Genomic DNA, 22,119 nt, shown 5'->3' with positions numbered 1-22,119 from the left:
CGTTGCGCGCGCGACAGCGTCGATCGGCACCGTCCTGGGAAAAATGGTATTGCAAGCTTCCGGATTAATCAACCAACCAGTTATTTGGTAATGACTGGATGCCATGTCCGGCCGGAATACGCGCTGGCTTCAGGCCAGCCAGCGATCCAGATTGGCGGCGACGAAATCATCGTCGGAAAGATCCTTGTGCAGCCGGTATACGCGGTCGATCTCCGCGTCCTGCCCGGCGCCCAGGGTCTCTTCTGGGTCGAGACACCAGATGCCCTCGAGCAGCCCCTGCCGGCGCAGCACTTCATGGCAGCCGGCAATACAGCCCTTGAAGTTGTTGGCGACGTCGAAGAACGCCGAATTGCAATCGGTGACGCGGGCGTCGAGCGCCAGCAGATCGGAGTCCAGCACCCCAGAGGCGACAGCCGACCTGATGCGGGCGTGCAGATCGACCGCCGACTTCGTCCACACCGACCAGTGGCCGAGCAGTCCGCCGCGGAACCGCATGATGACGTCGTCATCCCCGCGCCGGATGGCAAACGGCAACGCGAGATCGAGGAGAATATGGTCGTCGTTCCCGGTGTAGAGGATGACGCGGTCCTCGGCACCGGCATCTACCACGCCGCGCAGGACTTCGAGCGTCGAATATCGATTGAACGGCGCGACCTTGATCGCCACGACATTGTCGATCTCGGAGAACCGGCGCCAGAAATCCGCGTTGAGCGGCAATCCGCCCACCGCCGGCTGGAGATAGAATCCGATGAGCGGAATCTCCTGCGCCACCTGCCGGCAATGCTCTATCAGTTCGTCGGCAGACAACCCTTTCATCGCCGCCAGGCTGAGCAGGCCAGCATGATAGCCAAGGCTCGCGGCGAGGCGCGCTTCCGCGACGGCCTGGGCGGTCTTGCCGGCGAGCCCGGCGACCATGACGAGCGGGCGCTCCGTCCAGTCGCGGGCCGTCTCCATGGCAAGCGACAGAACCGGCTCGTAGAGCCCGGCTTCGCGGATCTCGAACTGGGTCGTGTGCACGCCGACCGCCAGGCCACCGGCGCCGGCGTCGACGTAATACCGGGTCAGCGCGCGCTGACGGCGCGGATCCAGCTTGCGCCCGGAATCAAGCGCCAGCGGATGCGCGGGAATGACCGTTCCCGCGCTCAGCGCGCTCATCACGTCTACCGGCAGATCCGAACGATGCAATCCCATATTCCGCCCCTATTTTCAGCGTCCGCGCCCGCACCGAAACCAGCCGCCGACGGCGGCATCGTGCCGGGCCACGGACGACACGCCTGTCGTGACGCCATCTGTCGACAGACATTGGAAATGACGGCGGAAAAATTGTCAACCAACTAGTTAGTTTTTTCGCAATGCGGCCAGCGCGAACTCGATGACGTGCTTGCGCCGAAGCGCAATCGCCTCAGGCGCATTCAGCGTCTTGCCGAAAATGGCGGACAGGGTGGGATTGTTGGAAAAGTAGAAATAGGAGATGCCGGCAATCGAGATGTAGACGTTGACGGGATCCATGTCGTCGCGGAAGACGCCGGCCTTGGCGCCACGCACCAATGTCTCGCGCAGCAGCTCGACGAGGGGCCAGTGCATCTCGGTCAGCTCCTTGGATTGCGCCGCGTGCGGGGCCCCCTGCGCGTTCTCGTCGCTGACCAGCTTTATGAACTCGGGATGCTCGGCCAGGTAGTCGAAGGAATAGCCGACAAGGGTACGCATCGCCTCGACCGGCGTCAGGTTGCCGAGGTCGAGTGCCCGCTCCTTCTCGCGGATTTCCGAGTAGACCGTTTCGAGCGCGATCCGGTAGAGGTCGTCCTTGTTGCCGAAATGGTGATAGAGCAGCTGCTTGTTGACGCCCGCCTGGTTGGCGATTTCGTCGACGCGGGCGCCCGCGAAGCCCTTTTCCGCGAATTCGCTGATGGCCGTGGACAGCAAGGCCGCTCGGGTGGCAGCGGCATCGCGCGGCCTTGACGGCCGCGCCTTCTTTGCCTGCCTCGGCCGGCGCACAGCAGCCGCCTTGCTGACACGTCGTTTCACCGCCTCACGGCTCGTGTCTTCGCTCATCTCAGACCCATTCCTGATTGCACCAGACTATCGTTGCCTCACGCGCCAACTCAATCACGGCGCGGGATGCCGAAACGCGAACGCTTGACCCTGACGGGCACGCGTTCGCCCCCCTGTGCTTGCTTGCCCGCCGCCAATCGGCCCCGCCGGACCACCGCGACGTCGAACGCCGGTCCGCTAAGGCCATGGCGATGGCCATCGCTTGTTGACCGGCAAACGTCGCCCGTGATAACCAACCATATAGTTACTTACGCGACCGCGGACAATGCAACCGATACGACTCGCCGCCTCTGTATACTACACGCTGCCGCCGATTGTCTGGGCGCTCCTAGCCGCGATCTCCTTCGGGACGCTGACCAACCAGCAGTTCCGCACCCCCGACAACGTCATGAACATCCTCGAGCAGTCGGCCACGCTAGCCTTCCTGGCGATCGGTCAGGCCTTCGTCATCGCCGGCGGACTGATCGATCTGTCGGTGGGCCAGCTCGTCGGCCTGGTCACGGTCATCGCCGCCATGTCGTTCGAGGCCTTCCCGGGCTGGGGCGCCGCCGTCATTGGCGGATGCCTCGTGTTCGGCGCGGCGATTGGACTGATCAACGGCGAACTGATCAATCGCCTCAAGATGCCGCCGCTAATCCTGACGTTCGGCACGCTCAGCGTGCTGCAGGGCTGTATTTTCATGCTAACCGATCGCAGCGTCGGCACCACGATTCCCGCGATCGACTTCCTTGCCCACGGCCGCGTGCTGGGCATTCCCGCGTCCACCCTGCTGGTCCTGATCGTGGCCGTCGTCGCGTTCTACGCGCTGCAGCGCTCCGTCTTCGGCTGGCACCTGCTAGCGATGGGCAATAACGCGTCATCATCCAGAAAAGCTGGTCTGAGCATCCGCGGCCTTACGCGCGCCGCCTACGCGATTTCCGGCTTGTGCGCCGCGATCGCCGCACTGGTGCTCACCGGCCGGCTCGGCACCGGCTTTCCCAACGCCGGCAGCGGCCTCGAGCTCGACGCCATCGTCGCCGTGGTGCTCGGCGGCACGCCACTCAAGGGGGGACGGGTCAACGTGATTGCCATCGTCTGCGCCGTTCTCTTTCTGGGAACGATCAACAACCTTCTGAACCTCTATCAGGTCCCGGCATTCACGCAGATCCTGATCAAGGGTGTCATCGTCATCCTGGCCATCCTGTCGGATCGCCCACGATGGGCAACGAGCGCCGGATGAACGCGAAAGCCGAACGCAGCCCGCTGGCGGCCAGCCTGCCCTCCCTCGACAAGGCGGCGGTCTGGATCGTCCTAATCACACTGCTCGTCGCGGCCGGCATGGTCTCGGACGCGTTCTTCAAACTGAACTACCTGGGGAACCTCCTGCGCCAGGCGACCCCGATCGGCATTACCGCCATCGGCGTCACCTTCGTCATGCTGATGCGCGGTGTCGACCTGTCGGTTGGCGCGACCGTGTCGATGAGCGCCGTTGTCTGCGCCCTGGTCATGGACGGCAAGGCCGAGAACCTCTGGATCGCACTCGTCGCCACCTGCGCGGCCGGCGCGGCCGTCGGCCTGGCGAACGGCCTACTCATCACCTACGGACGCGTCTCCTCCTTCATCCTGACGCTCGGCATGTCGATCGTGGTCTACGGCCTCGTTCAGATGGGCACCGGCGGCACGGCACGAGGCGTCACCTCGCCGGGCTTTCGCGAAGCGCTGAACGGGCGCATCGGCAACGTCCTGCCGGTGCTGGTGATCTGCTTCATCGTCGCCGTGCTGATCGGGATTTTCATACAGTCGAGAACCCGTTTCGGCCGCAACGTGTATCTGGTCGGCGCCAATCCCGAGGCGGCACGACTCGCCGGCATTCCCGCCAATCGCACGACCGTGATCGCCTACTGCATTTCGGGCCTGTTCGCGGCGCTTGGCGGCATCGCCCTGCTGGCGCGCACGGGGGTGTCGGGCACCAATCCGGGCATGGGCATGGAGTTCGACGTGCTGGCGGCCGTGATCCTCGGCGGCACGACCTTCGCCGGCGGCCGCGGCGGCGTCGGCAGCACCTTCGCCGGGGTCCTCGTCCTCTTCATTGCGCTGAACCTGGCCAATATGGCCGGCCTCCCCTTCGCCGCCCAGCTGACGATCAAGGGACTGATCATCATCGCAGCGTCTGCCGCCCATTCCTGGATCGGCCGGCGCGGCGGTGGACGCATAGACGAATAAACAAGATTCAACAGGGAGTACTGCACATGAGAAGCCTATCAAGACGACTGGCGACGTTAGCGGTCATGCTCGTCGCCGCCACGCTGACGATCCCGGCGATGGCACAGGAGCTCGACCTCACCAAGAAGTCGACCTACGACCAGATCATGTCCTGGGCCAACGAGCCGCTGGACACCGCCCCCTACAAGAAGGACGGCGACCTGAAGATCGGTATTTCGGCCGGCTATCTGAGCAATGCGTGGATCAACTTCACGGCCCAGATGATCAAGCACGAGGCGTCGCTTCATCCCGAGATCACCGAACTCAAGATCACCGACGCGGGCTTCAATCCGACCAAGCAGGCTGCCGATATCGAAGACCTGCTGACCAGCGGCGTCGACGCGATCCTGTTCTGGCCGGTGGACGAGAAGGCGATCCTTCCGGCCCTGAAGAAGGCCCACGACCAGGGCGTCGTGACCATCAACATCGGCTACAACTTCATGCGTGACCCCGCTGTCACCTCGAACGCCTATGTCAACCAGTGGGGCTATACCGAGCAAGTGGTCGACAACTTCATCGAGTCGCTCGACGGCAAGGGCAAGATCTTCGCGATGCTGCCGATCGCCGGCTCGTCGGCCGCCGTCGTTCAGCTCGCCGTGCTCGAGGAAAAGCTGAAGGACTATCCGGACATCGAACTGCTCAGCGCGGAATACGGTGACTGGGACCGCGCCAAGGCGAAGCAGCTCACGGAGAACCTGCTGCAGCGGTTCCCCGAAATCGACGGCGCCTTCTCCCCGGCCGGCCAGATGTCCATGGGCATCTACGAGGCGTTCGACGAAGCCGGCCGTCTCGAGGAGCTGACCCTGTCTCCCGGCGACGACTACAACGGCTGGGTCAAGCTGGTCGCCAAGGAAGGCAAGTGGGGATCGGTGACGAGCGGCCTGGATGTCGGTCGTGCCGCCGTAAAACAGGCGGTATCCATCCTGACGGGCGCTCCGACGACGACGGCCGCGGTCGTTCCGACCCGTTATCTGTCGCCGGAAGAGGCATCCAAGCTCCATGAGTCGGACAAGCCCGACGACTGGTTCAAGACCGACCTGCCGGCTGAATTCCTGCCGCAATAAGGGATAGATCGGTCATGGCCTTGCTGCAGACGCGTGCACTGACCCGGCGGTTTCCCGGTGTCCTCGCCCTCGATGGCGTTGATTTCTCCGCCGAGGCCGGCGAAGTGCACGCCGTCTGCGGCGCCAACGGCGCCGGCAAGTCGACCCTCATGAACATCCTGTCCGGCACGATTCCAGCGACGTCGGGAGACGTCCTGCTGGACGGCGTGCCGGTCGAGTTTTCCTCGCCCGCCGACGCGCGCAGCGCCGGCATCTCGATCGTCTATCAGGAGTTCAGCTCGATCGCCGAACTGACGGTCGCCGACAACATTTTCCTCGGCCACGAGTTCCGCAAGTCGTTCGGCATCGTAGATCGCGCACGCGCTTCGCATGAGGCGAAGGCGCTGCTCGCGCGCTACGATATCGACCTCGATCCGGACGCCGTCGTCGGCCGCCTCGGGGTCGCGGACAGCCAGCTTGTCGAACTCGCCAGGGCGCTGGCCAGCGACGCCCGGGTTCTGATACTCGACGAGCCGACCGCGGTCCTCTCCATTTCCGAACAGGCTAAACTCTTCAACGTCATCCGCACGCTCAAGGCGCGTGGCCTGCTGGTTCTCTACATCTCGCACCGTCTCGAGGAAATCTTCGAGATCGCCGACACGGTCAGCGTCATGCGCGACGGTCGGCACGTGGCGACACGCGACAAAGCCGATCTCGACCAGAAACAGCTCGTCGAGCTGATGACGGGGCACGAAGTGCTGGCTCCCCTTTCACCGCCCGAACCCAAGGAAGGCGGCAAGGTCGTCCTCTCCATGCGCGGGCTGACGGGCGATGGCAGCGACATCGACCTCCGCGAGGGCGAGATCCTCGGTCTGGCCGGGCTCGTCGGTGCCGGCCGCACCTCGATCGCGCGTCGCCTGGCGGGGCTTTTGCCGCGTACCGGCTTCACCGCCGAAATGAATGGCGCGCCGCTTCCCGATGACGCGGCCGCCGTTTTGAAGGCGGGGCTCGTCTACCTGACCGAAGATCGCAAGACCGACGGCATCTTCGGGCCCCTTTCCATTCCGACGAACGCCACGGCGGCCGCCCTCGATCGGTATTCGTCGGCCGGCATTCTCTCGCTGCGGCGCGAGCGGAAGGACGCAGCCGCGATCCTGAAACGGTTGCGCCTCGTGGCAGGGTCGCTCGACGTGTCCATCGCCTCGCTCAGCGGCGGCAATCAGCAGAAGGTGCTGTTTTCACGCGCGCTGCTGGCGAAACCCAAGGTCCTGATCTGCGACGAGCCGACGCGCGGCGTCGATGTCGCGGCCCGCGAGGATATCTACCAGCTGCTTCGCGATCTGGCCGGCGACGGCGTCGCCATTATCGTGATCTCATCCGAACTGGGCGAGGTGCTGGCACTCAGCCATCGTATCGCCATCGTGCGCCACGGCGAAGTGCAGGCGATGATGGATAACGATGGTTTGAGCGAGCATGCGCTGGTCGCCGCCGCGACGGGCACCGAAGCCGCTTAGAAAGTGCGCACGCCGCTCGGCGCCGCGGTCGGCCGCGGCGGGATCCTGCGGCCTTCAGCCGAATTCGGGTCCGATCGCGACCATCAGCGCCGACGGCTGCCCGGGAAGCGCGTCGCGGTCGAGTATCATGCGCTCGAAGGTCCGGAACGCCTCGAAGCCGTGCGCCTCCAGAACCGGGGCGAGCGCCGATCCGGCATCGAGCAGATCGACGATTACCGGTCCCTCGGCGATTGCGATCGCCTGCTCCAGGAGCGCCTTTCCGGCGTCCGCGCTGCCGGCGACCAGAGGACCGATCTGCATCGCCTTGCGGCCGCGACGCACGATCGCGAAATCGTCGTCGGAGCTCACGACGAACGATCCGTCGCGGTCCATGAAGGATTCAAGCAGGATCCCGCGGTCGCCGCCGAAAACATCGCGGTCGCGCTCGAGAAGCCGTTGCCGCAGCCGGGGCGTCACCGGCATCGCGCCGCCCTTGCCCTGCCCCTGCCCGCGCCAGCGCACCATGGCGCACTGCGTCGCGAAGCCGAGCTGACCGTAGACATGCGCGCCCTCCGGCGTGGCATCGAGCAGGGACGCGGCGCCCCGCGCCCTCAGAGCGGCAATGCACCGGTTCATCAGGTGCGAGGCCAGGCCTCGGCGGCGCCAGTCGGCCGTCACGAGCACCATGGAAATCCAGCCGATGCCACCATCGAACGGCAGGACGGCGGCTGAGGCCACAAGGCGATCGCCGGCACGCACGCCGTAGGCCTCGCCACTTTCCATGAAGATCCGCCAGTCGTCCGCGGTCTGGTTCCAACCGGCCTCGTCGGAGAGTGCCAGGGCGCCGACCATGTCGTCCGCCGACAGGACGATCTCGCGGAGACCGTCAGTAAGCGCCACTGCGCACCTCGTACTTGGTCGGCTTGCCCAGGCTGCGACGATCGGAGGCGACCCAGTCGGCCACCCAGTCCAGCATCGACATCAGCGACACATGCGGATAGCCGAAGAGCTGGACTGCGCGGGCGGTGTTGGTGACCCACGAAAAGTCCGATTCCTCGCCGACGAATGTGGGCTCCTTGCCCATGCGCCGCCCCAGTTCCTGGGCGAGCCAGCGCACGGAGATGATCTCGGGGCCGCTGACGTTGAGCGGCACCGCCGGCGACTGGCAGTGCAGCAGGCAGCGCAGCGCCTGCGCGCAGGCATCGCCCTGCCAGATCAGATTGACATGCCCCATCGAGACGTCGATCGGCTCGCCGTTGCGGATCTTCTGGGCGATGTCGTGGATAACGCCATAACGCAGATCGATCGCGTAGTTCAGGCGGTAGATCAGGCAAGGCGTGCCGTTCAGCCCGGAGAAGTACTCGAACATGCGTTCGCGGCCGAGACAGGTGATGGCATATTCACCGGGCGGATTGGGCACGACCTCCTCGGTGCTGCCCCCCTCCTTCACGTTGGCGAACGGGTAAACGCAGCCCGTCGAGAAAACGACGATGCGCGAACCGGGAAAGGCTTCAGCGACGAAGGTCGGGACCTGGACGTTCATCGCCCAGGTCATGCCCGGGTCACTGTCGGCGCCGAACTTGAAGCCGGCCATGAAGATCACGTTCTCCAGCTTCGGAAGCGCCTGGACGGCCTCACGATCGAGCAGGTCGCAAACGACCGGCTCGACGCCGTAACCGGCGAGTTCGTCCATCAGGCCCGGGGAGGAGAACCGGGCGACGGCGACGACCCTCTTGTTCGGAGCGGCGCGCTTGGCCATGCGCGCGACCGTCGGCCCCATCTTGCCGCCGGCGCCAAGGATGAGGATGTCACCCTCGAGCTTGGCGAGGTCCTCGATCAGCTCCGGGGTCGGAGTCGACATGAAGTCGTCGAGAGAGGCCTCATCTGCGAAACCGCTGGGCAAACTCGGCATGGTCATTTTCTCATCAGTCTCCGTAACAACCGTCGACGCGCCGCCGCAAAGGCAGCCGGCAACGCCTCTGTGAAATCCGCGATAACCCTTAAGCGCAGACCGGCGGACGCCGGCCGGCCCATGGCATGGCCTGCTCGAGAACGGTGGCCAGCGCCAGAACGGTCGCCTCGTCGCCATAGCGGCCGACCGCCTGGACGCCGATCGGCAGACCCGATTTCGACTGGCCGAGCGGCAGCGACATCGCCGGCTGTCCCGACATGTTGAACGGGAACTGGAAGACGGCGTCGGACCACTTGGCGTTGTAGGCGTCGAGATCGGTCGCGGACATGTCGTAGTAGCCGACGGGCCGGGGCAGCTGAGTCAGCGACGGCGTCAGGAAGACGTCGTAGTCCACCAGATCGGCGGTTATCTGACGGCCGATCTGACGCACCGCCTCGACATCCGAGATGTGACGGATCCCGCTCGTTGCCTGGCCGCGCTCGATAACCGCCCAGGTTATCGGCTCCACGTCATCCTTGGTCACCGGTCGGCCGACTACCGCCGAAAGCCACTCGAAGATGGCCGCGGTCTGCACGCAGCTCATGTCGGTATAGGTCTTCCAGGCCTCGTCCGCGTCGAGGGGCATGTCGTGCTCCTCGACGATGTGGCCCATGCCTTCGAGGACACGCACGGTATTGAGCACCACCGCCTTGACCTCGGGATCGATCGGACGCCCGTCAGGCGGCGTCACCGAGTATCCGATCCTGAGCGCCTTCGGTGTCCTAACCGACAGGTCGAGCCAGCTGCTCTCCGGCACCGGCGGCGTATAGGGATCGCCCGGGAGGAAACCGGCCACGGCATCGAGATAGGCCGCGGTATCGCGGACCGTACGCGAATTGCACAGGAAGTACGCCCCGCCGTGCCAGACGTCGGCCTGCGGCGCCATCGTGACGCGGCCGCGCGACGGCTTGAGGCCGAGCACGCCACAGCAGGAGGCCGGCACGCGGATCGATCCGGCGGCATCACTGGACTCGGCAATCGGCACCATGTGCGACGCCACGGCGGCGCACGATCCACCACTCGATCCGCCGGCCGTGACATCGGCGCGCCACGGATTGACGGTCGGGCCGTACAGCGTCGGTTCGGTCGATATCGACCAGCCGTTTTCCGGCGCGTTCGACTTGCCGACGAGCACGAACCCGGCCTTCTTGATCCGCGTCACCACCTCGGCGTCGGCGTCGGCCACCACGTCCTTCAGGTAGGCGGACGAGTTGGTGTTGGGCGCACCCTTCCAGGCGGTCGCCAGTTCCTTGAGCAGGTAGGGCACGCCGGCGAACGGCGCGTCCCGATCGACCGACGTCGCCGCGTCGCGTCCCATATCGTAGAGCTTGTGGATCACGGCATTGAGCTCGGGATTGAGCTTCTCGATGGTGACGATCGCCGCCTCGACAAGCTCATCCGGCGACACATCGCCATTCCTGACCATTTCGCCCAGCGCCAGCCCGTCGGCTTCGACGTACTCGCGTACGAGACTCTCGGTGATGTTCGTCATGCGTCGCCCCTATTGCTGGATGAAGTCCGCGCCACGTTCGGCGACCATGAGTACGGTGGCCATGATGTTGCTAGCCACAACGTCGGGAAACACGGAGGCATCGCAGATACGCAGCCCGTCCAGGCCGCGCACCTTCAACGTCGCCGGGTCCGTAACCGCCATGTCGTCCGTCCCCATGCGGCAGGTGCTCGTGGGATGGTAGATCGATTGGCACTGGGCGCGCACGAACTGCGCGATTTCCTCTTTCGTCTTCGCTTCACCGGAGGGGAAAGCCTCGCGCAGCCTCAACGGCGCCAGGGTCTTGGTCGCGGCAATGCCGCGGCTCAACTCGACGCCGCCAACGAGGGAGCGCATGTCCTCGCCGTCCGGATCGGACAGGTAATTCGGGTCGATCGCCGGGTGCATCAGCGGATCGGCGGAGCGCAGCGTCAGCGTGCCGGAGCTCTTCGGACGCTGCAGCACGTTGAACATCGACAGGCCAGGCACTGTCGACATGTAGCGGGCATGGTCCCGATGGGGTGTAGCGATCCCGTAGATCTGCAGGTCCGGTTCGGCGAGGCCCGGCCGCGAGTTGGCGTGCCCGCCGCTTGTCGACCAGGGATTTGCCATCGGCCCGGTGCGGCTGTCGCTCCACTCGGCGGTCGCCTGCTCGAATTCGGCCGCCGTCATGCCGCCGATTCCGAACTTCTCGTTCGTGACGAAGGTGACGACGCAATTGAGGTGATCCTGCATCGACTGCCCGACGCCCGGCAGGTCATGGACGACCGCGATGCCGTGCTCCGTCAGGTGGTCGGCCGGTCCGATCCCGGACAGCATCATCAGATGCGGCGTGTTGATGGTGCCGCCGGCGAGAACGACCTCGGCATCGGCCATCGCGGTCTCCGGCTTTCCGTTGCGGAGATACTCGACGCCGCGCACCCGTCCGTTCTCGACGAGGAGGCGCGTGACGAAGGCCGACGTCACGACGGTGAGATTGGGCCTGGCGCGGACAGGATCGAGAAAGGCGGTCGCCGGACCGTCACGCTCCCCGTCCTTCATGAACACCTGGAAGAAGCCGCAGCCATACTGGTCGCCGCTGTTGAAATCCGGGTTGTACGGCAGTCCGTATTCCTGCGCGGCCTCGACCCAGAGTTCCTCGGCGGGATCGTGGTCGGGCACGTCGACCACCGGAAGCTCGCCGGAACTGCCGTGGACCGGAGACTCGGCAAGGCGGGGATTGTTCTCCGACTTCCGGAACCAGGGCACCACGTCGTCCCAGCCCCAGCCCTCGCAGCCCTTGGAGCGCCAGCGATCATAGTCCGACGGCGTTCCCCGCATGTAGACCAGCGCGTTGGTCGAGCCCGAACCACCGAGCAACTTGCCGCGCGGCCAGGCGATGCGCCGGCCAAGACAGTTCGCCTGGGGGACCGTGTGGTACTTCCAGTCATATTCGGTGTCGATGAGACTGATCCAGGCGCCGGGCATCCGCGCCGCGACCGGCATTCCGTCGGGGCCCGCCTCGAGCAGCAAGACCTTCCGGTTCTCGTCCGCGCTCAAACGGTTCGCCAGCACACAGCCGGCAGCCCCCCCTCCAACGATAATCGTGTCAAAGCCGGCCATTGCAGTGCTCTTCGCTTCCTCGCCTGTTATGCTTCGGCCGGCCGTGGCCGAACCGTTTCGACGCCGGCCACGCAATGCGGAAAACTGGCGTCGTCGAAAGTGTATCGGCGACGAGGATTGACTGTCAACCAACCGGTTGGTTTTAACAATCGTGACGGGGCCCCGTCCGATTGATCCGCAGCGGACGGTCACTTGCCGAGAGCGCACGAAAGACACGGCCTGTCGCAATCCGGGCCAATCGCCATCAGGGCTGCTCGAACGGCGCCCGCGCTGCCGGCCGAGGTCACGCCGGAATTGCCGGTTCGCGAGATATCGCCATCCACCTGACACAACGCACGGATTGAAGGTAGCGCGGCTCCTGCGCAATCCGAATCGCCCACCATTCATCTCAAGGAATTGAACGCGGTGTGTCGGGCAGTCGAGGATGGCACCTATGAAGCGCTCGGAGCCCGGCGTCTCGGTCTGTGCGCCGGCGGACAGATTGCTGGTGATTGGCGCCGATCCGCACTCGCAACTCGGGGAGAGTTGCATTGAAGCCGTGACCGGTGTTAGACCTCCCACACCTTCCCACCCCCGCAGAGATGAAATGCGGCCGTCTTGGCGACGGTAGCGCTGCGGCAAAATAATTTTGGCGCAGCAATGAGGTAGTGTTCGGCGTGAACAATACAGAGGCTCAACAAGAGCAAAACGACGCACTAAGCGTCAATAATCTTTTCAAGGTATTTGGCGACGACCCCAAACGCGCCATAGAGCTCTACCGGAGCGGCCTCTCGAAAGACGAGATCTTCGAAAAGACCGGGATGGCAATGGGTGTCACCGACGCGAGTTTTTCGGTTCGCGAAGGTGAGATTTTCGTTGTCATGGGACTTTCCGGGTCCGGAAAATCGACTCTGGTGCGCATGCTCAATCGGCTCATCACGCCCTCGGCCGGCGAAATCATGGTCAACGGCAGTGATATTGCTGCGATGTCGGAGAAAGAGCTGAACGAGTTCCGGCGCAGCCACATTGCGATGGTGTTCCAATCCTTTGCGCTGATGCCGCATATGACTGTGCTGCAGAATACGGCCTTCGGACTCGAACTTGCCGGCGTTCCACAGGCGCAACGCGAAGACCGGGCGCGTGCTGCGCTCGATCAGGTAGGTCTCGCCGCCAACGAGAACAGCTATCCCAACGAGCTTTCGGGCGGGATGCAACAGCGTGTCGGCCTTGCCCGGGCTCTCGCCAACGACCCCTCGATACTCTTGATGGATGAAGCGTTCTCCGCACTCGACCCGCTAATCCGAACCGAGATGCAGGACGAGCTTCTAACCTTGCAGGAGGAGCACAAGCGGACCGTGATCTTCATCTCCCACGATCTGGACGAAGCGATGCGCATCGGCGATCGGATCGCGATCATGGAGGGTGGGAAGGTCGTTCAGGTTGGAAGACCCGACGATATCCTGAGCAATCCTGCGAACGACTATGTGCGGTCCTTTTTTCGCGGCGTGAACGTATCGAATGTGCTGACGGCCGGTGACATTGCCGTCAAGAAACAGGTCACCGTCTTCGATCGCGACGCCAATCTGCGTGGCGCGATAAAGCGCATCGCCAGTGCCGATCGCGACTTCGCCTACGTGATCGACAAGAGGCAGCACTTCCACGGAATCGTTTCCGCCGCCTCGCTCGAATCCGAATTGAAGAGCAACAGCCCTGAATTGCACCGCGCATTTCTGCCGGGCATCGAGCCGCTGCCGGCGGATTCCAAAATCGGCGAGATCATTACCGCCGTTGCTCAAGCCCCGTGCGGCTTGCCTGTAGTAGACGCCGAGGGTCGATATCACGGCGTCGTTTCGCGTAGCCTTTTGCTGGAGGCGCTGAACAGAGAAGGTACCGAGTATGGTTGAGGTCACTTCTCACCAAGCCGAGTCGATCGCCAACGCCCCGATCATCGTCGCTCAAGAGTCGAACCCGTGGGCGAGTGGATCGGGACCTAGCGGTGCGGAAGGGACCGCGTCCGACGGCGCGGCAAATCCGTGGGGCGGAGCCGGCGGGGCGGAAACCGGCGGAGAGGCGCCTGCCGGCGCCGATTGGCTCACCCAGGCCGCACCGCCCGAGGAAAAGAGTTTCGACGTCCTACATCCATTCGATCACACGATAATTCCACTCGAGGATTGGGTGGAGTGGCTTCTCGACTGGGTGGTGGCGAATTTTCGCCCGGTCTTTCAGGCGATCCGCTGGCCGATCGATAGCGTTCTCACGACAATAGAGGCTGCGCTCCTCGGTACTCCGGCAATTATCATGCTTGCGCTGATTGGACTGCTGGCCTGGCAGGCGGCAGGCCGCCGGCTTGGCATCGGTGCCGTATTGTCGCTCATCTTTGTCGGCCTGATCGGCGCGTGGGAAGAAGCGATGGTGACACTCGCGCTCGTCATCACGGCTGTAATCTTCTGCGCGATCATAGGCCTGCCGGTCGGCATCTGGCTTGCGCGAAACGACCGCGCCGCGCGTTTCGTGCGTCCAGTGCTCGACGCGATGCAAACGACGCCCGCCTTCGTTTATCTCGTGCCGATCGTGATGCTATTTGGCATCGGCAATGTGCCAGGCGTTGTCGTGACGATCATATTCGCGCTGCCGCCACTCATCCGTCTGACAAATCTCGCAATCCGGCAGGTTCCCGGTGACCTGATCGAGGCGGCCCGAAGCTTCGGCGCGTCCGACCGGCAGCTCCTTTTCAAAGTGCAGCTACCGATCGCGATGCCGACCATCATGGCCGGTGTGAACCAGACCTTGATGCTGGCACTTTCAATGGTGGTCATTGCCTCGATGATTGCCGTGGGCGGCCTCGGCCAGATGGTGCTGCGGGGCATCGGGCGGCTCGACATGGGGCTAGCCACGGTCGGAGGGCTGGGCATCGTGATGCTCGCGATTATCCTCGACCGCATGACGCAAGCGCTCGGTGTCTCCAAGCGCGATCGCGGCAACGTCGCCTGGTACGAAACGGGTCCTGTCGGTCTGGTACGCCGGTACACGACATGGAACAGCGCCGGTCGCCGGCAGGCGAAAGTAGAGAAAGCCTGAACCTGCCTAATCAGTTCTCGTGCAGCGAAGCCTACTGGATTTCGCCACACGTGATGACCGGGCGCGCGCCATGCCGCGGCCGCCCGGAAACCAACCACTGGGAGAATTACGATATGCAACATTCGAGTCACGGCAAGACACTGCGCCGCCTCGCTGCGAGTGTCGGCCTTGCCGCCCTCGTCGTTTCGGGCGCAGCGGTTGCACAGGAGCAGCCCGGCGACGGGGTTACGGTGATCCCGCTCAAGTCCTCTATCGCCGAGGAGACTTTCCAGACTCTGCTGGTCATGAAGGCGCTGGAAGAACTCGGGTACGATGTCCAGGACATCAAGGAACTCGAGTACGCTGCGGCCCACGTCGCGATTGCCAATGGCGACGGCACCTTCCTTGCCGACCATTGGGACCCCTTGCACACAGACTTCTTCGAGGAAGCCGGTGGGAAGGGAAAGATCTACCGCGAAGGTGTCTACTCCCCGGGCGCGTTGCAGGGCTACCTGATCGACAAGAAGACAGCTGACGAGCACGGCATCACCAACCTTGGTCAACTCAAGGACCCGGAGATCGCCAAGCTTTTCGACAATGATGGTGACGGCAAGGCCGACCTTACCGGTTGCACGCCCGGGTGGGGCTGCGAGCAGGTCATCGAGCATCAGCTCGATGCGTTCGAACTGCGCGACACCGTTACCCACAACCAAGGCTCTTACTCGGCCATTATCGCAGACACGATCACACGCTACAAAAACGGCGAACCGATCCTCTACTACACCTGGACCCCATACTGGGTGTCGGGCGTTCTCGTCCCCGGCAAGGATGTGACCTGGATCGAAGTCCCGTTTTCCTCGCTGCCGGGCGAACGCACCGACGTCGACACCGCGCTTGCCGACGGAACGAACTACGGCTTCCAGGCCAACGACCAGCGCATCGCCGCGAACCGTGAGTTCGCCGAGGCCAACCCCGCTGCGGCGAAGCTGTTCGAGATCATGGAAATATCGGCCAACGACATTAGCGCCCAGAATCTCCTGATGCGTGATGGCCAGGACGGCGAGGCCGACATCGAACGGCACGCGGACGCCTGGATCGCGGGCCACAAGGATCAGTGGAACGCCTGGCTGGAAGAGGCGCGCGCCGCAGCCAATTGAATGATACCAACCGGAACCGCGCCGACACCGGCGCGGTTCCAAGCACCTGTCCGGAATTTCCTGCTTGAGGCCATGATGATGGAGAGAAGACTCATCGCGTGGCCATTGAGTACGAGGCATTTCGGACCAACCGTTTTGAGCGCGCCCCTGGCGAGGTCCTTGCGAAGGATGGTCTGCTCGACGGTCCGACGAATGTGCTAGCTGGGCACGTTCTCAACGCCGAGATTGGCCAACTCGTCGTCGAGCGCGATTTTCTGGCCAAAGCCTTCGATCGCTGAACCTGGATCGGAGGAAAATGACGATTGATCCCGATCACAAACGGCTCTCAACCCGCGGCCAGTGCAAACTGGTCTCGATCTCACGGGCCTCATTCTACGGCCAGCCGGCCGGCGGGAGCCCGGAGAACCTCGCACTGATGCGCGACATCGACGAGACCTTCCTCACCCACGCGTTCAGCGTCTGGCCCGCGCAGCCGATCCTGGACGCGATCGACATGATCGCGGCCCACCGAGAGGGATCTACATGCTCGTGATCCAAAACCGGGCGCACCGCACGCTGGCGCACTTCCGGGGAGAACGTGTTCGTCGTCTTGCAGATGATGGCTCCACCTTCCTAGGCGTTGAAGCCTGCGACAAACCCGGGGCGGTTCAAGGTCACTCGGCCGATGACCCGGCGCTGTACTGATCCGTAAACGCAAACGGCGGGCCGGAGCCCGCCGCGCATTCTCTAAGACGAGAATTTTGTGCACTTCAGAGTGCTTGTTAACGGGTGGCCCTCGATCTCTAAGCGGCTAGCTTAAGTCACCCTAGGTCATTCTGCACGTCCGCGCCGGTTTGACAATCGGATTTCGACAACCGCTAATTGAGTAAGCGAGACGCTGTTTGCGATACCATCGGACATCGTTTCGGCGTGTCCTGAGGGCCGTCGCTCGCAATTGCCAGCGAACCAGCTTGCGAAAGGGGGCGACCGAAATGACCATCCCGTATCGCCTCGGCCTTGACCTCGGGACCAACTCGATCGGCTGGTGCGCGCTCCGGCTGGATGCCGGCGGCAAGCCGTGCGGCGTGCTCGACGCGGGGGTCCGTATCCTCACCCCGAACGAGGAAGCCGGACGAGACCCCCAGTCAAAGGCCTCCCTGGCCGGCGACCGGCGTGCCGCGCGCGCCATGCGTCGCAGGCGGGACCGCTTCCTGAGGCGACAAAAGCGCTTGATGAGGACGCTCGTCGATGCCGGACTGATGCCCGCGGACACGCGCGAGCGGAAGGCCCTCGAGACGCTCGATCCTTACTGGTTGCGCGCCGCCGCGCTCGATCAGCCGCTCGAGCCGCACGAACTCGGCCGGGCGATCTTCCACCTGAACCAACGTCGCGGTTTCAAGTCCAACCGCATCGCCAATTCCGACGACCGCGAAAAGGGCGCGACGAAGACCGGAATCCGTGCCCTCGAGACCGCCCTGGCCGACAGCGGCGCGCGCACCCTGGGCGAGCTGTTGGCGCGCCGACACCGGCGCGACAAGCACGGCAACCGGCTGGGCGACGGAGACGGTTTTGCGACCCCGGACGCTGTCCGGTTCAGACCCCATGCGGAGGGGACGAAGGTCCTCTACGACTTCTACCCGTCCCGCGACATGATCGAGCTCGAACTCGACCGTATCTGGGCGGCACAAGAGCCTCATCATCCCCAGTTGACTGACGACCTTCTCGCGCGGCTGAAGCGGATCATCGTCGGGCAGCGCCCGCTGAAGAAACCGGTCGTCGGTCGCTGCACCCTGCGGCCGGAGCCGACCGTCATCGCCCCCTTCGGGTTCGAGATCGACCTGGGCGAGCGGGCACCGAAGGCCCATCCCCTGTTCCAGCGGTTCCGGATCCTGCAGGACGTCGGGCAGTTGCGGGTTTCGCGCGCGGGCCAGCGGGAGCGGCACCTGACCATGCAGGAGCGCGATGCCATCGCCGCGCAGCTGATGGCGAACAGCGGCAGCATGGTCGACTTCGACAAGCTGAGAAAAAAGGCAAGGCTGCCCGATGACGCCCGGTTCAACTACGAACTGGCCGGCCGCAAGGGCTTCCAGCCCGACCAGACGGCCGCCAGGCTCGCTGCGAAAAAGGCCTTCGGCAAGACCTGGAGAAGTTTGCCGCGCGATCGCCAGGCCGAAGTCGTCGAGCGGCTGCTGGCCATGGAGGACGAAGGCCAACTCGAGGACTGGCTCGTCGGCACGTTCGGCCTGAACGCGGAGACCGCCGAGGCGATTTCCGGAACCCGCCTGCCCCAGGGGCACGGCCAGTTCGGCCGCTCGGTGCTGGCGGACCTCGTCCACGCGATGGAGGAAAAGGGGGCCGAAACACATGATCCCGCGACCGGCGAGGTCTACCTCCGCCCGTTGACCTATGACGAAGCCGTCCGGGAGATCGGTCTTCACCACTCCGACCTGCGTCCCGGCGAAAAAGCTGCCCGACTGCCCTACTACGGCGAGGCGCTGGTCCGCCATGTCATCTCAAAGCCCGACGCGCCGGAGGGCAGTCAGGAGGGCATTGGCCGGGTGCCCAATCCAACCGTCCACATCGGGCTTAACCAGCTTCGCAAGCTCGTCAACGCGCTGATCGCCGTTCACGGCCCGCCGGCCGAGATCGTTGTCGAGCTGGCGCGCGAGTTAAAGTTGAACAAGAAGCGCAGGGACGACATCCAGCGGGAGAACCGAGAGAACGAGAAGGCGAACGATCGTCGTCGTGCGGAGCTGGAGGCATTGGGATACGCCGACACCCACGGCAATCGGCTTCTTCTGCGGCTCTATGAGGAACTGCCCGCCGACGAACGCGTCTGCGTCTACAGCGGCACGCCGATCTCCAGGGAAATGCTGTTCGACGGCTCCGTCGATATCGACCACATCCTGCCGTACTCGAAGACGCTGGACGACGGTTTCATGAACAAGGTGCTCTGCACCCGCCGGGCCAATCGCGAGAAAGGCAACCGCCCTCCCGCCGACGTCTGGTCGGGCGATGCGTTGCAGGAGATCGTCGAGCGCGCCGAACGGCTGTTTGGCAAAAAGGCCTGGCGGTTCCAGCCCGATGCGATGTCCCGTTTCGATGCCGAGGGCGGCTTCATCGCCCGGCAGCTGACCGACACGCAGCATATGGCCCGGCTCGCCAAGACCTATCTGGAGCAGGTTTGCGATCAGGTCTGGGCGCCGCCCGGCCGCCTCACCGCCATGCTGCGGGCCAAATGGGGCTTCAACAGCCTGCTGCCGGATCACAACTATGTCGATGCCAACCATCCGAAGAACCGCAAGGACCATCGCCACCACGCGATCGACGCGTTCGTTCTGGCCTGCACCGATCGCGGCCTGCTGCAGCGCATCGCGCGCGCATCCGGCCGCGCCGAGGACCTGGACCTCGATCATCTCTTTCCCAAGGACAGTTTCCCGAAGCCCTACGAGGGCTACCGCGACGATCTGGCCGCCCGTCTGGCGACGATCGTGGTCAGCCACAAGCCCGATCACGGCCTCGCGCCCGGTGACCGCGACAACGTTCACGTCACCTCTGGCCAGCTTCACGAGGAAACGGCCTATGGCCTGGTCGACGAGGAGATAGACGGAAAGACCTACAATCTCGTCACCCGGAAACCGATCGGCGCCCTGACCCGGGGCGAGATCGACCGCGTCCGCGACAAGGACCTGCGCGCCGACCTGCAGCAGGTCGCATACGAGGCCGAGCAATCGGGAGCCAGGCTGGGTGACGCCCTCGCCGCGTTCGGCGAGACACGCGGCATCCGCCGTGTCCGGATCCTGAAGACCGAGAAGTCGGTTCGGGTCGTCCGTCATGGCGACGGCTTCACCAAGGCCTATTCCCCCGGCGACAACCACCGCATCGAGATATACGCGTTGCCGGACGGGGAATGGGCCGGGGAAGGTGTCACCGTTTTCGACGCCAACCAGCCGGGCTTCGCGCCGGAATGGCGCAGGCGTCACCCGGCCGCCCGCCTCGTCATGCGGGTCCACAATGGCGACCTGATCGAGGCCGACTTCGGAAACGGACGCCAGATCGCCCGCGTCTATCGGCTCGAGCCGTCCGCCAAGCGGGTCCGGCTCGCCCTGCACAACGAGGCGGGCGCCATCGACGTTCGCCACAACGATCCGGACGATCCGCTTCGCTGGATATTCGGCACGTACGCACGCCTCAGGGCCGGCGGGGCCCGCCGCGTGCGGGTCGACCCGATCGGACGCGTCGCGCCGGCTGCGGAGAACCGATGATGGCCGGCCGCGTGGTGGAAATCGCCGAGGACGGCCGCCATCTAGCGAAGTCGCGCGGTTTCCTGACCGTCAGCGCGGACGGCGCGGAGATTGGCCGGGTGCCGCTGGACGACATCGCGGCCGTCGTTGCCAGCGCCCACGCCATCACCTATTCCAACACCCTGCTCGTGGCGCTCGCCGAGCGGGGCGCGCCGTTGGTCGTTTGCGGTGCCAATCATCGGCCGGCGGCGGTCTTGTGGGCGGCCGACGGGCACCACGACCAGGCCGGCCGCATGAGCGAGCAGGCCGCCGCCCCTCTACCCCTCAAGAAACGTCTTTGGGCGCAGGTCGTCAGCGCCAAGATCGAAAGCCAAGGCGCGACCCTCGAGTCTGTCGGCGCGCCGCATGAAGGCTTCGCCCTTCTCGCGCGCAAGGTCAGGTCCGGCGACCCCGACAATGTCGAGGCGCAGGCGGCCCGCCGCTATTGGCCGCTCCTGTTCGGTGAGGACTTCCGGCGGGAGCGCGCCGGGGGCGGCGTCAATGCGATGCTGAACTACGCCTATACGGTGCTGCGGGCGGGCACCGCGCGCGCCATCATGGCGGCGGGGCTCCATCCCAGCCTTGGCCTTGCCCATCGCCAGCGCGGCAACGCCTTTGCCCTGGCGGACGATCTCATGGAACCGTTTCGGCCAGTCGCCGATCTGCTGGTACACGATGTTGTTTCCGGCGGCGCGACGGAGGTGGACAGGGAGACGAAGCCCGAGCTTGCGCGGATACTGATCACGGACATGAGCTCGGGCGACGGGGTCAGCCCGGTCGCAGCATGTCTGGAGCGCCTCGCTTTGTCGGCGGCGCGCTGCTTTGCCGGCACGGCGCGCAAGCTCGATCTGCCGCGGCGGACATTGCCCCTGGAGGGATGATCCGATGACCGCCCGGCGACCGGCATTGAGCGGGTACCGGATGATGTGGCTCTATGTGATGTTCGATCTTCCCGTCGGCACCGCCGCCGAGCGCAAGGCGGCGGCCAGGTTCCGGAAATTCCTGCTCGACCGGGGCTTCGAGATGGCGCAGTTTTCGGTCTATCTTCGCTTTGCCGAAAGCAAGGAGGCGGCCGAAACCCACATCGCCCGCATACGGGACGCGTTGCCGCGGAAGGGCAAGGTCCACATCGTCGCGATAACCGACAAGCAGTATGGAAACGCACGAATCTTCGCGGGACGAAAACGGGAACGCAGCGCCGGAAACCCGGATCAGCTCGCGCTCTTTTGACGCCGACGCGCGGCTTTTTCTTGTTCTGCACAAGGAAAAAGCCCCTGAAAATCAGGGGCTTGTCCAAGGGTCTATTGTAGCCGCTTAGAGATCGAGGGCCAGCCGCAACCGCGCGGGCTTTCAGGAGGTCATAGGCCTCATTGTAGCCGCTTAGAGATCGAGGGCCAGCCGCAACAAAGGCATCAACACGGTTCGCAAGCGCCTAATTGTAGCCGCTTAGAGATCGAGGGCCAGCCGCAACCCGTCGCCCTCGACCGGCACACGCACGGTTATTGTAGCCGCTTAGAGATCGAGGGCCAGCCGCAACCGGGACGGACGGGAATGTCCGACTGGTGCGATTGTAGCCGCTTAGAGATCGAGGGCCAGCCGCAACGCTGGAGGCCGACGAGGCCCGTCGTCTCGTATTGTAGCCGCTTAGAGATCGAGGGCCAGCCGCAACGCCGCAATATTCGCAGTAGCGCCAGCGTAGATTGTAGCCGCTTAGAGATCGAGGGCCAGCCGCAACATGCAGGTGAGCTGGGGCAAGGCGAAGGCGATTGTAGCCGCTTAGAGATCGAGGGCCA

The 22,119-nt window shown here is 64.4% G+C and carries 17 protein-coding genes, 1 pseudogene and 1 CRISPR repeat array; of the genes and pseudogenes, 11 read left to right on the top strand and 7 right to left on the bottom strand.

All coding sequences use genetic code 11. The annotated features are described in order from the left end of the window. Nucleotides 1–129: 129 nt before the first annotated feature. Together MUB46_RS13820 and MUB46_RS13815 are read right to left on the bottom strand one after the other, a co-directional pair. A complete protein-coding gene (locus MUB46_RS13820) occupies nucleotides 130–1,155 on the bottom strand; it encodes a dihydrodipicolinate synthase family protein (RefSeq protein ID WP_261616519.1) in 1,026 nt (341 codons plus the stop codon). A 183-nt stretch (nucleotides 1,156–1,338) separates the two neighbouring features. Further along, the gene (locus tag MUB46_RS13815; RefSeq protein ID WP_261616518.1) at nucleotides 1,339–2,052 is read right to left on the bottom strand and encodes a TetR/AcrR family transcriptional regulator; all 714 of its coding nucleotides are present in this window, start codon (nucleotides 2,050–2,052) and stop codon (nucleotides 1,339–1,341) included. A 265-nt stretch (nucleotides 2,053–2,317) separates the two neighbouring features. Between MUB46_RS13815 and MUB46_RS13810 the strand changes: the two genes are divergently transcribed. From MUB46_RS13810 to MUB46_RS13795, 4 genes are read left to right on the top strand one after another with little or no spacing between them, the layout of a single operon-like run. Next, nucleotides 2,318–3,271 carry an ABC transporter permease gene (locus MUB46_RS13810; protein ID WP_261616517.1) on the top strand — a complete coding sequence of 318 codons (954 nt, stop codon included), beginning with the start codon at nucleotides 2,318–2,320 and terminating at the stop codon, nucleotides 3,269–3,271. Then, on the top strand, nucleotides 3,268–4,254 hold the full coding sequence (locus MUB46_RS13805) for an ABC transporter permease (RefSeq protein ID WP_261616516.1): 987 nt from the start codon (nucleotides 3,268–3,270) through the stop codon (nucleotides 4,252–4,254). Before MUB46_RS13810 ends, MUB46_RS13805 begins: the two co-directional genes overlap by 4 nt. Nucleotides 4,255–4,280: 26 nt before the next feature. Continuing rightward, complete coding sequence (locus MUB46_RS13800; protein WP_261616515.1) at nucleotides 4,281–5,357, top strand: substrate-binding domain-containing protein; 1,077 nt, start codon at nucleotides 4,281–4,283, stop codon at nucleotides 5,355–5,357. A gap of 14 nt (nucleotides 5,358–5,371) precedes the next feature. Further along, nucleotides 5,372–6,850, top strand: a complete 1,479-nt coding sequence (locus MUB46_RS13795; RefSeq protein WP_261616514.1) for a sugar ABC transporter ATP-binding protein — start codon at nucleotides 5,372–5,374, stop codon at nucleotides 6,848–6,850. Nucleotides 6,851–6,904: 54 nt separating this feature from the next. Here the strand turns inward: MUB46_RS13795 and MUB46_RS13790 are convergent, their stop codons facing one another. From MUB46_RS13790 to MUB46_RS13775, 4 genes are all read right to left on the bottom strand, one after another. Further along, the gene (locus MUB46_RS13790) at nucleotides 6,905–7,729 is read right to left on the bottom strand and encodes a GNAT family N-acetyltransferase (protein WP_261616513.1); all 825 of its coding nucleotides are present in this window, start codon (nucleotides 7,727–7,729) and stop codon (nucleotides 6,905–6,907) included. Continuing rightward, entirely contained in the window at nucleotides 7,716–8,747 is a 1,032-nt protein-coding gene (locus MUB46_RS13785; RefSeq protein ID WP_261616512.1) for an NAD-dependent epimerase/dehydratase family protein, read from the bottom strand. The genes MUB46_RS13790 and MUB46_RS13785 overlap by 14 nt, the downstream gene beginning before the upstream one ends. Nucleotides 8,748–8,829: 82 nt before the next feature. Continuing rightward, a complete protein-coding gene (locus tag MUB46_RS13780) occupies nucleotides 8,830–10,272 on the bottom strand; it encodes an amidase (RefSeq protein ID WP_261616511.1) in 1,443 nt (480 codons plus the stop codon). A 9-nt stretch (nucleotides 10,273–10,281) separates the two neighbouring features. Then, nucleotides 10,282–11,871: a GMC family oxidoreductase gene (locus MUB46_RS13775; RefSeq protein WP_261616510.1), complete on the bottom strand. Its 1,590-nt coding sequence runs from the start codon at nucleotides 11,869–11,871 to the stop codon at nucleotides 10,282–10,284. A gap of 656 nt (nucleotides 11,872–12,527) precedes the next feature. Between MUB46_RS13775 and proV the strand changes: the two genes are divergently transcribed. The 4 genes from proV to MUB46_RS24340 all read left to right on the top strand — a co-directional run bounded on the left by proV (nucleotide 12,528) and on the right by MUB46_RS24340 (nucleotide 16,342). Further along, on the top strand, nucleotides 12,528–13,754 hold the full coding sequence (proV, locus tag MUB46_RS13770) for a glycine betaine/L-proline ABC transporter ATP-binding protein ProV (RefSeq protein ID WP_261616509.1): 1,227 nt from the start codon (nucleotides 12,528–12,530) through the stop codon (nucleotides 13,752–13,754). Further along, nucleotides 13,747–14,928: a glycine betaine/L-proline ABC transporter permease ProW gene (proW, locus tag MUB46_RS13765; RefSeq protein WP_261616508.1), complete on the top strand. Its 1,182-nt coding sequence runs from the start codon at nucleotides 13,747–13,749 to the stop codon at nucleotides 14,926–14,928. Before proV ends, proW begins: the two co-directional genes overlap by 8 nt. Next, nucleotides 14,883–16,064: a glycine betaine/L-proline ABC transporter substrate-binding protein ProX gene (gene proX / locus MUB46_RS13760; protein ID WP_261616507.1), complete on the top strand. Its 1,182-nt coding sequence runs from the start codon at nucleotides 14,883–14,885 to the stop codon at nucleotides 16,062–16,064. Before proW ends, proX begins: the two co-directional genes overlap by 46 nt. 98 nt (nucleotides 16,065–16,162) lie before the next feature. Continuing rightward, complete coding sequence (locus MUB46_RS24340) at nucleotides 16,163–16,342, top strand: hypothetical protein (RefSeq protein ID WP_425256266.1); 180 nt, start codon at nucleotides 16,163–16,165, stop codon at nucleotides 16,340–16,342. Nucleotides 16,343–16,454: 112 nt separating this feature from the next. On the opposite strand, the pseudogene MUB46_RS13750 reads toward MUB46_RS24340, so the two are convergent. Continuing rightward, nucleotides 16,455–16,661, bottom strand: a pseudogene (locus MUB46_RS13750) (transposase); the annotation flags it as partial. Between the two features lie 374 nt (nucleotides 16,662–17,035). On the opposite strand from MUB46_RS13750, the gene cas9 reads away from it, so the two are divergent. From cas9 to cas2, 3 genes are read left to right on the top strand one after another with little or no spacing between them, the layout of a single operon-like run. Beyond that, nucleotides 17,036–20,308 (top strand): type II CRISPR RNA-guided endonuclease Cas9, encoded by a 3,273-nt coding sequence (gene cas9, locus MUB46_RS13745; protein WP_261616506.1) that lies wholly within the window; start codon nucleotides 17,036–17,038, stop codon nucleotides 20,306–20,308. Next, the gene (cas1, locus tag MUB46_RS13740; RefSeq protein ID WP_261616505.1) at nucleotides 20,305–21,207 is read left to right on the top strand and encodes a type II CRISPR-associated endonuclease Cas1; all 903 of its coding nucleotides are present in this window, start codon (nucleotides 20,305–20,307) and stop codon (nucleotides 21,205–21,207) included. Before cas9 ends, cas1 begins: the two co-directional genes overlap by 4 nt. 4 nt (nucleotides 21,208–21,211) lie before the next feature. Then, nucleotides 21,212–21,556 (top strand): CRISPR-associated endonuclease Cas2, encoded by a 345-nt coding sequence (gene cas2, locus MUB46_RS13735; RefSeq protein ID WP_261616504.1) that lies wholly within the window; start codon nucleotides 21,212–21,214, stop codon nucleotides 21,554–21,556. Between the two features lie 73 nt (nucleotides 21,557–21,629). Then, a CRISPR array of direct repeats spans nucleotides 21,630–22,061; the repeat unit is 36 nt; unit sequence ATTGTAGCCGCTTAGAGATCGAGGGCCAGCCGCAAC. Between the last annotated feature and the right edge of the window lie 58 nt (nucleotides 22,062–22,119).

Origin of the sequence: Microbaculum marinisediminis (genome assembly GCF_025397915.1) — a bacterium.
Classification (GTDB): domain Bacteria; phylum Pseudomonadota; class Alphaproteobacteria; order Rhizobiales; family Tepidamorphaceae; genus Microbaculum; species Microbaculum marinisediminis.
The sequence above is the reverse complement of the archived record's forward strand: the minus strand, read 5'-3'. Positions and strand labels throughout refer to the sequence as shown.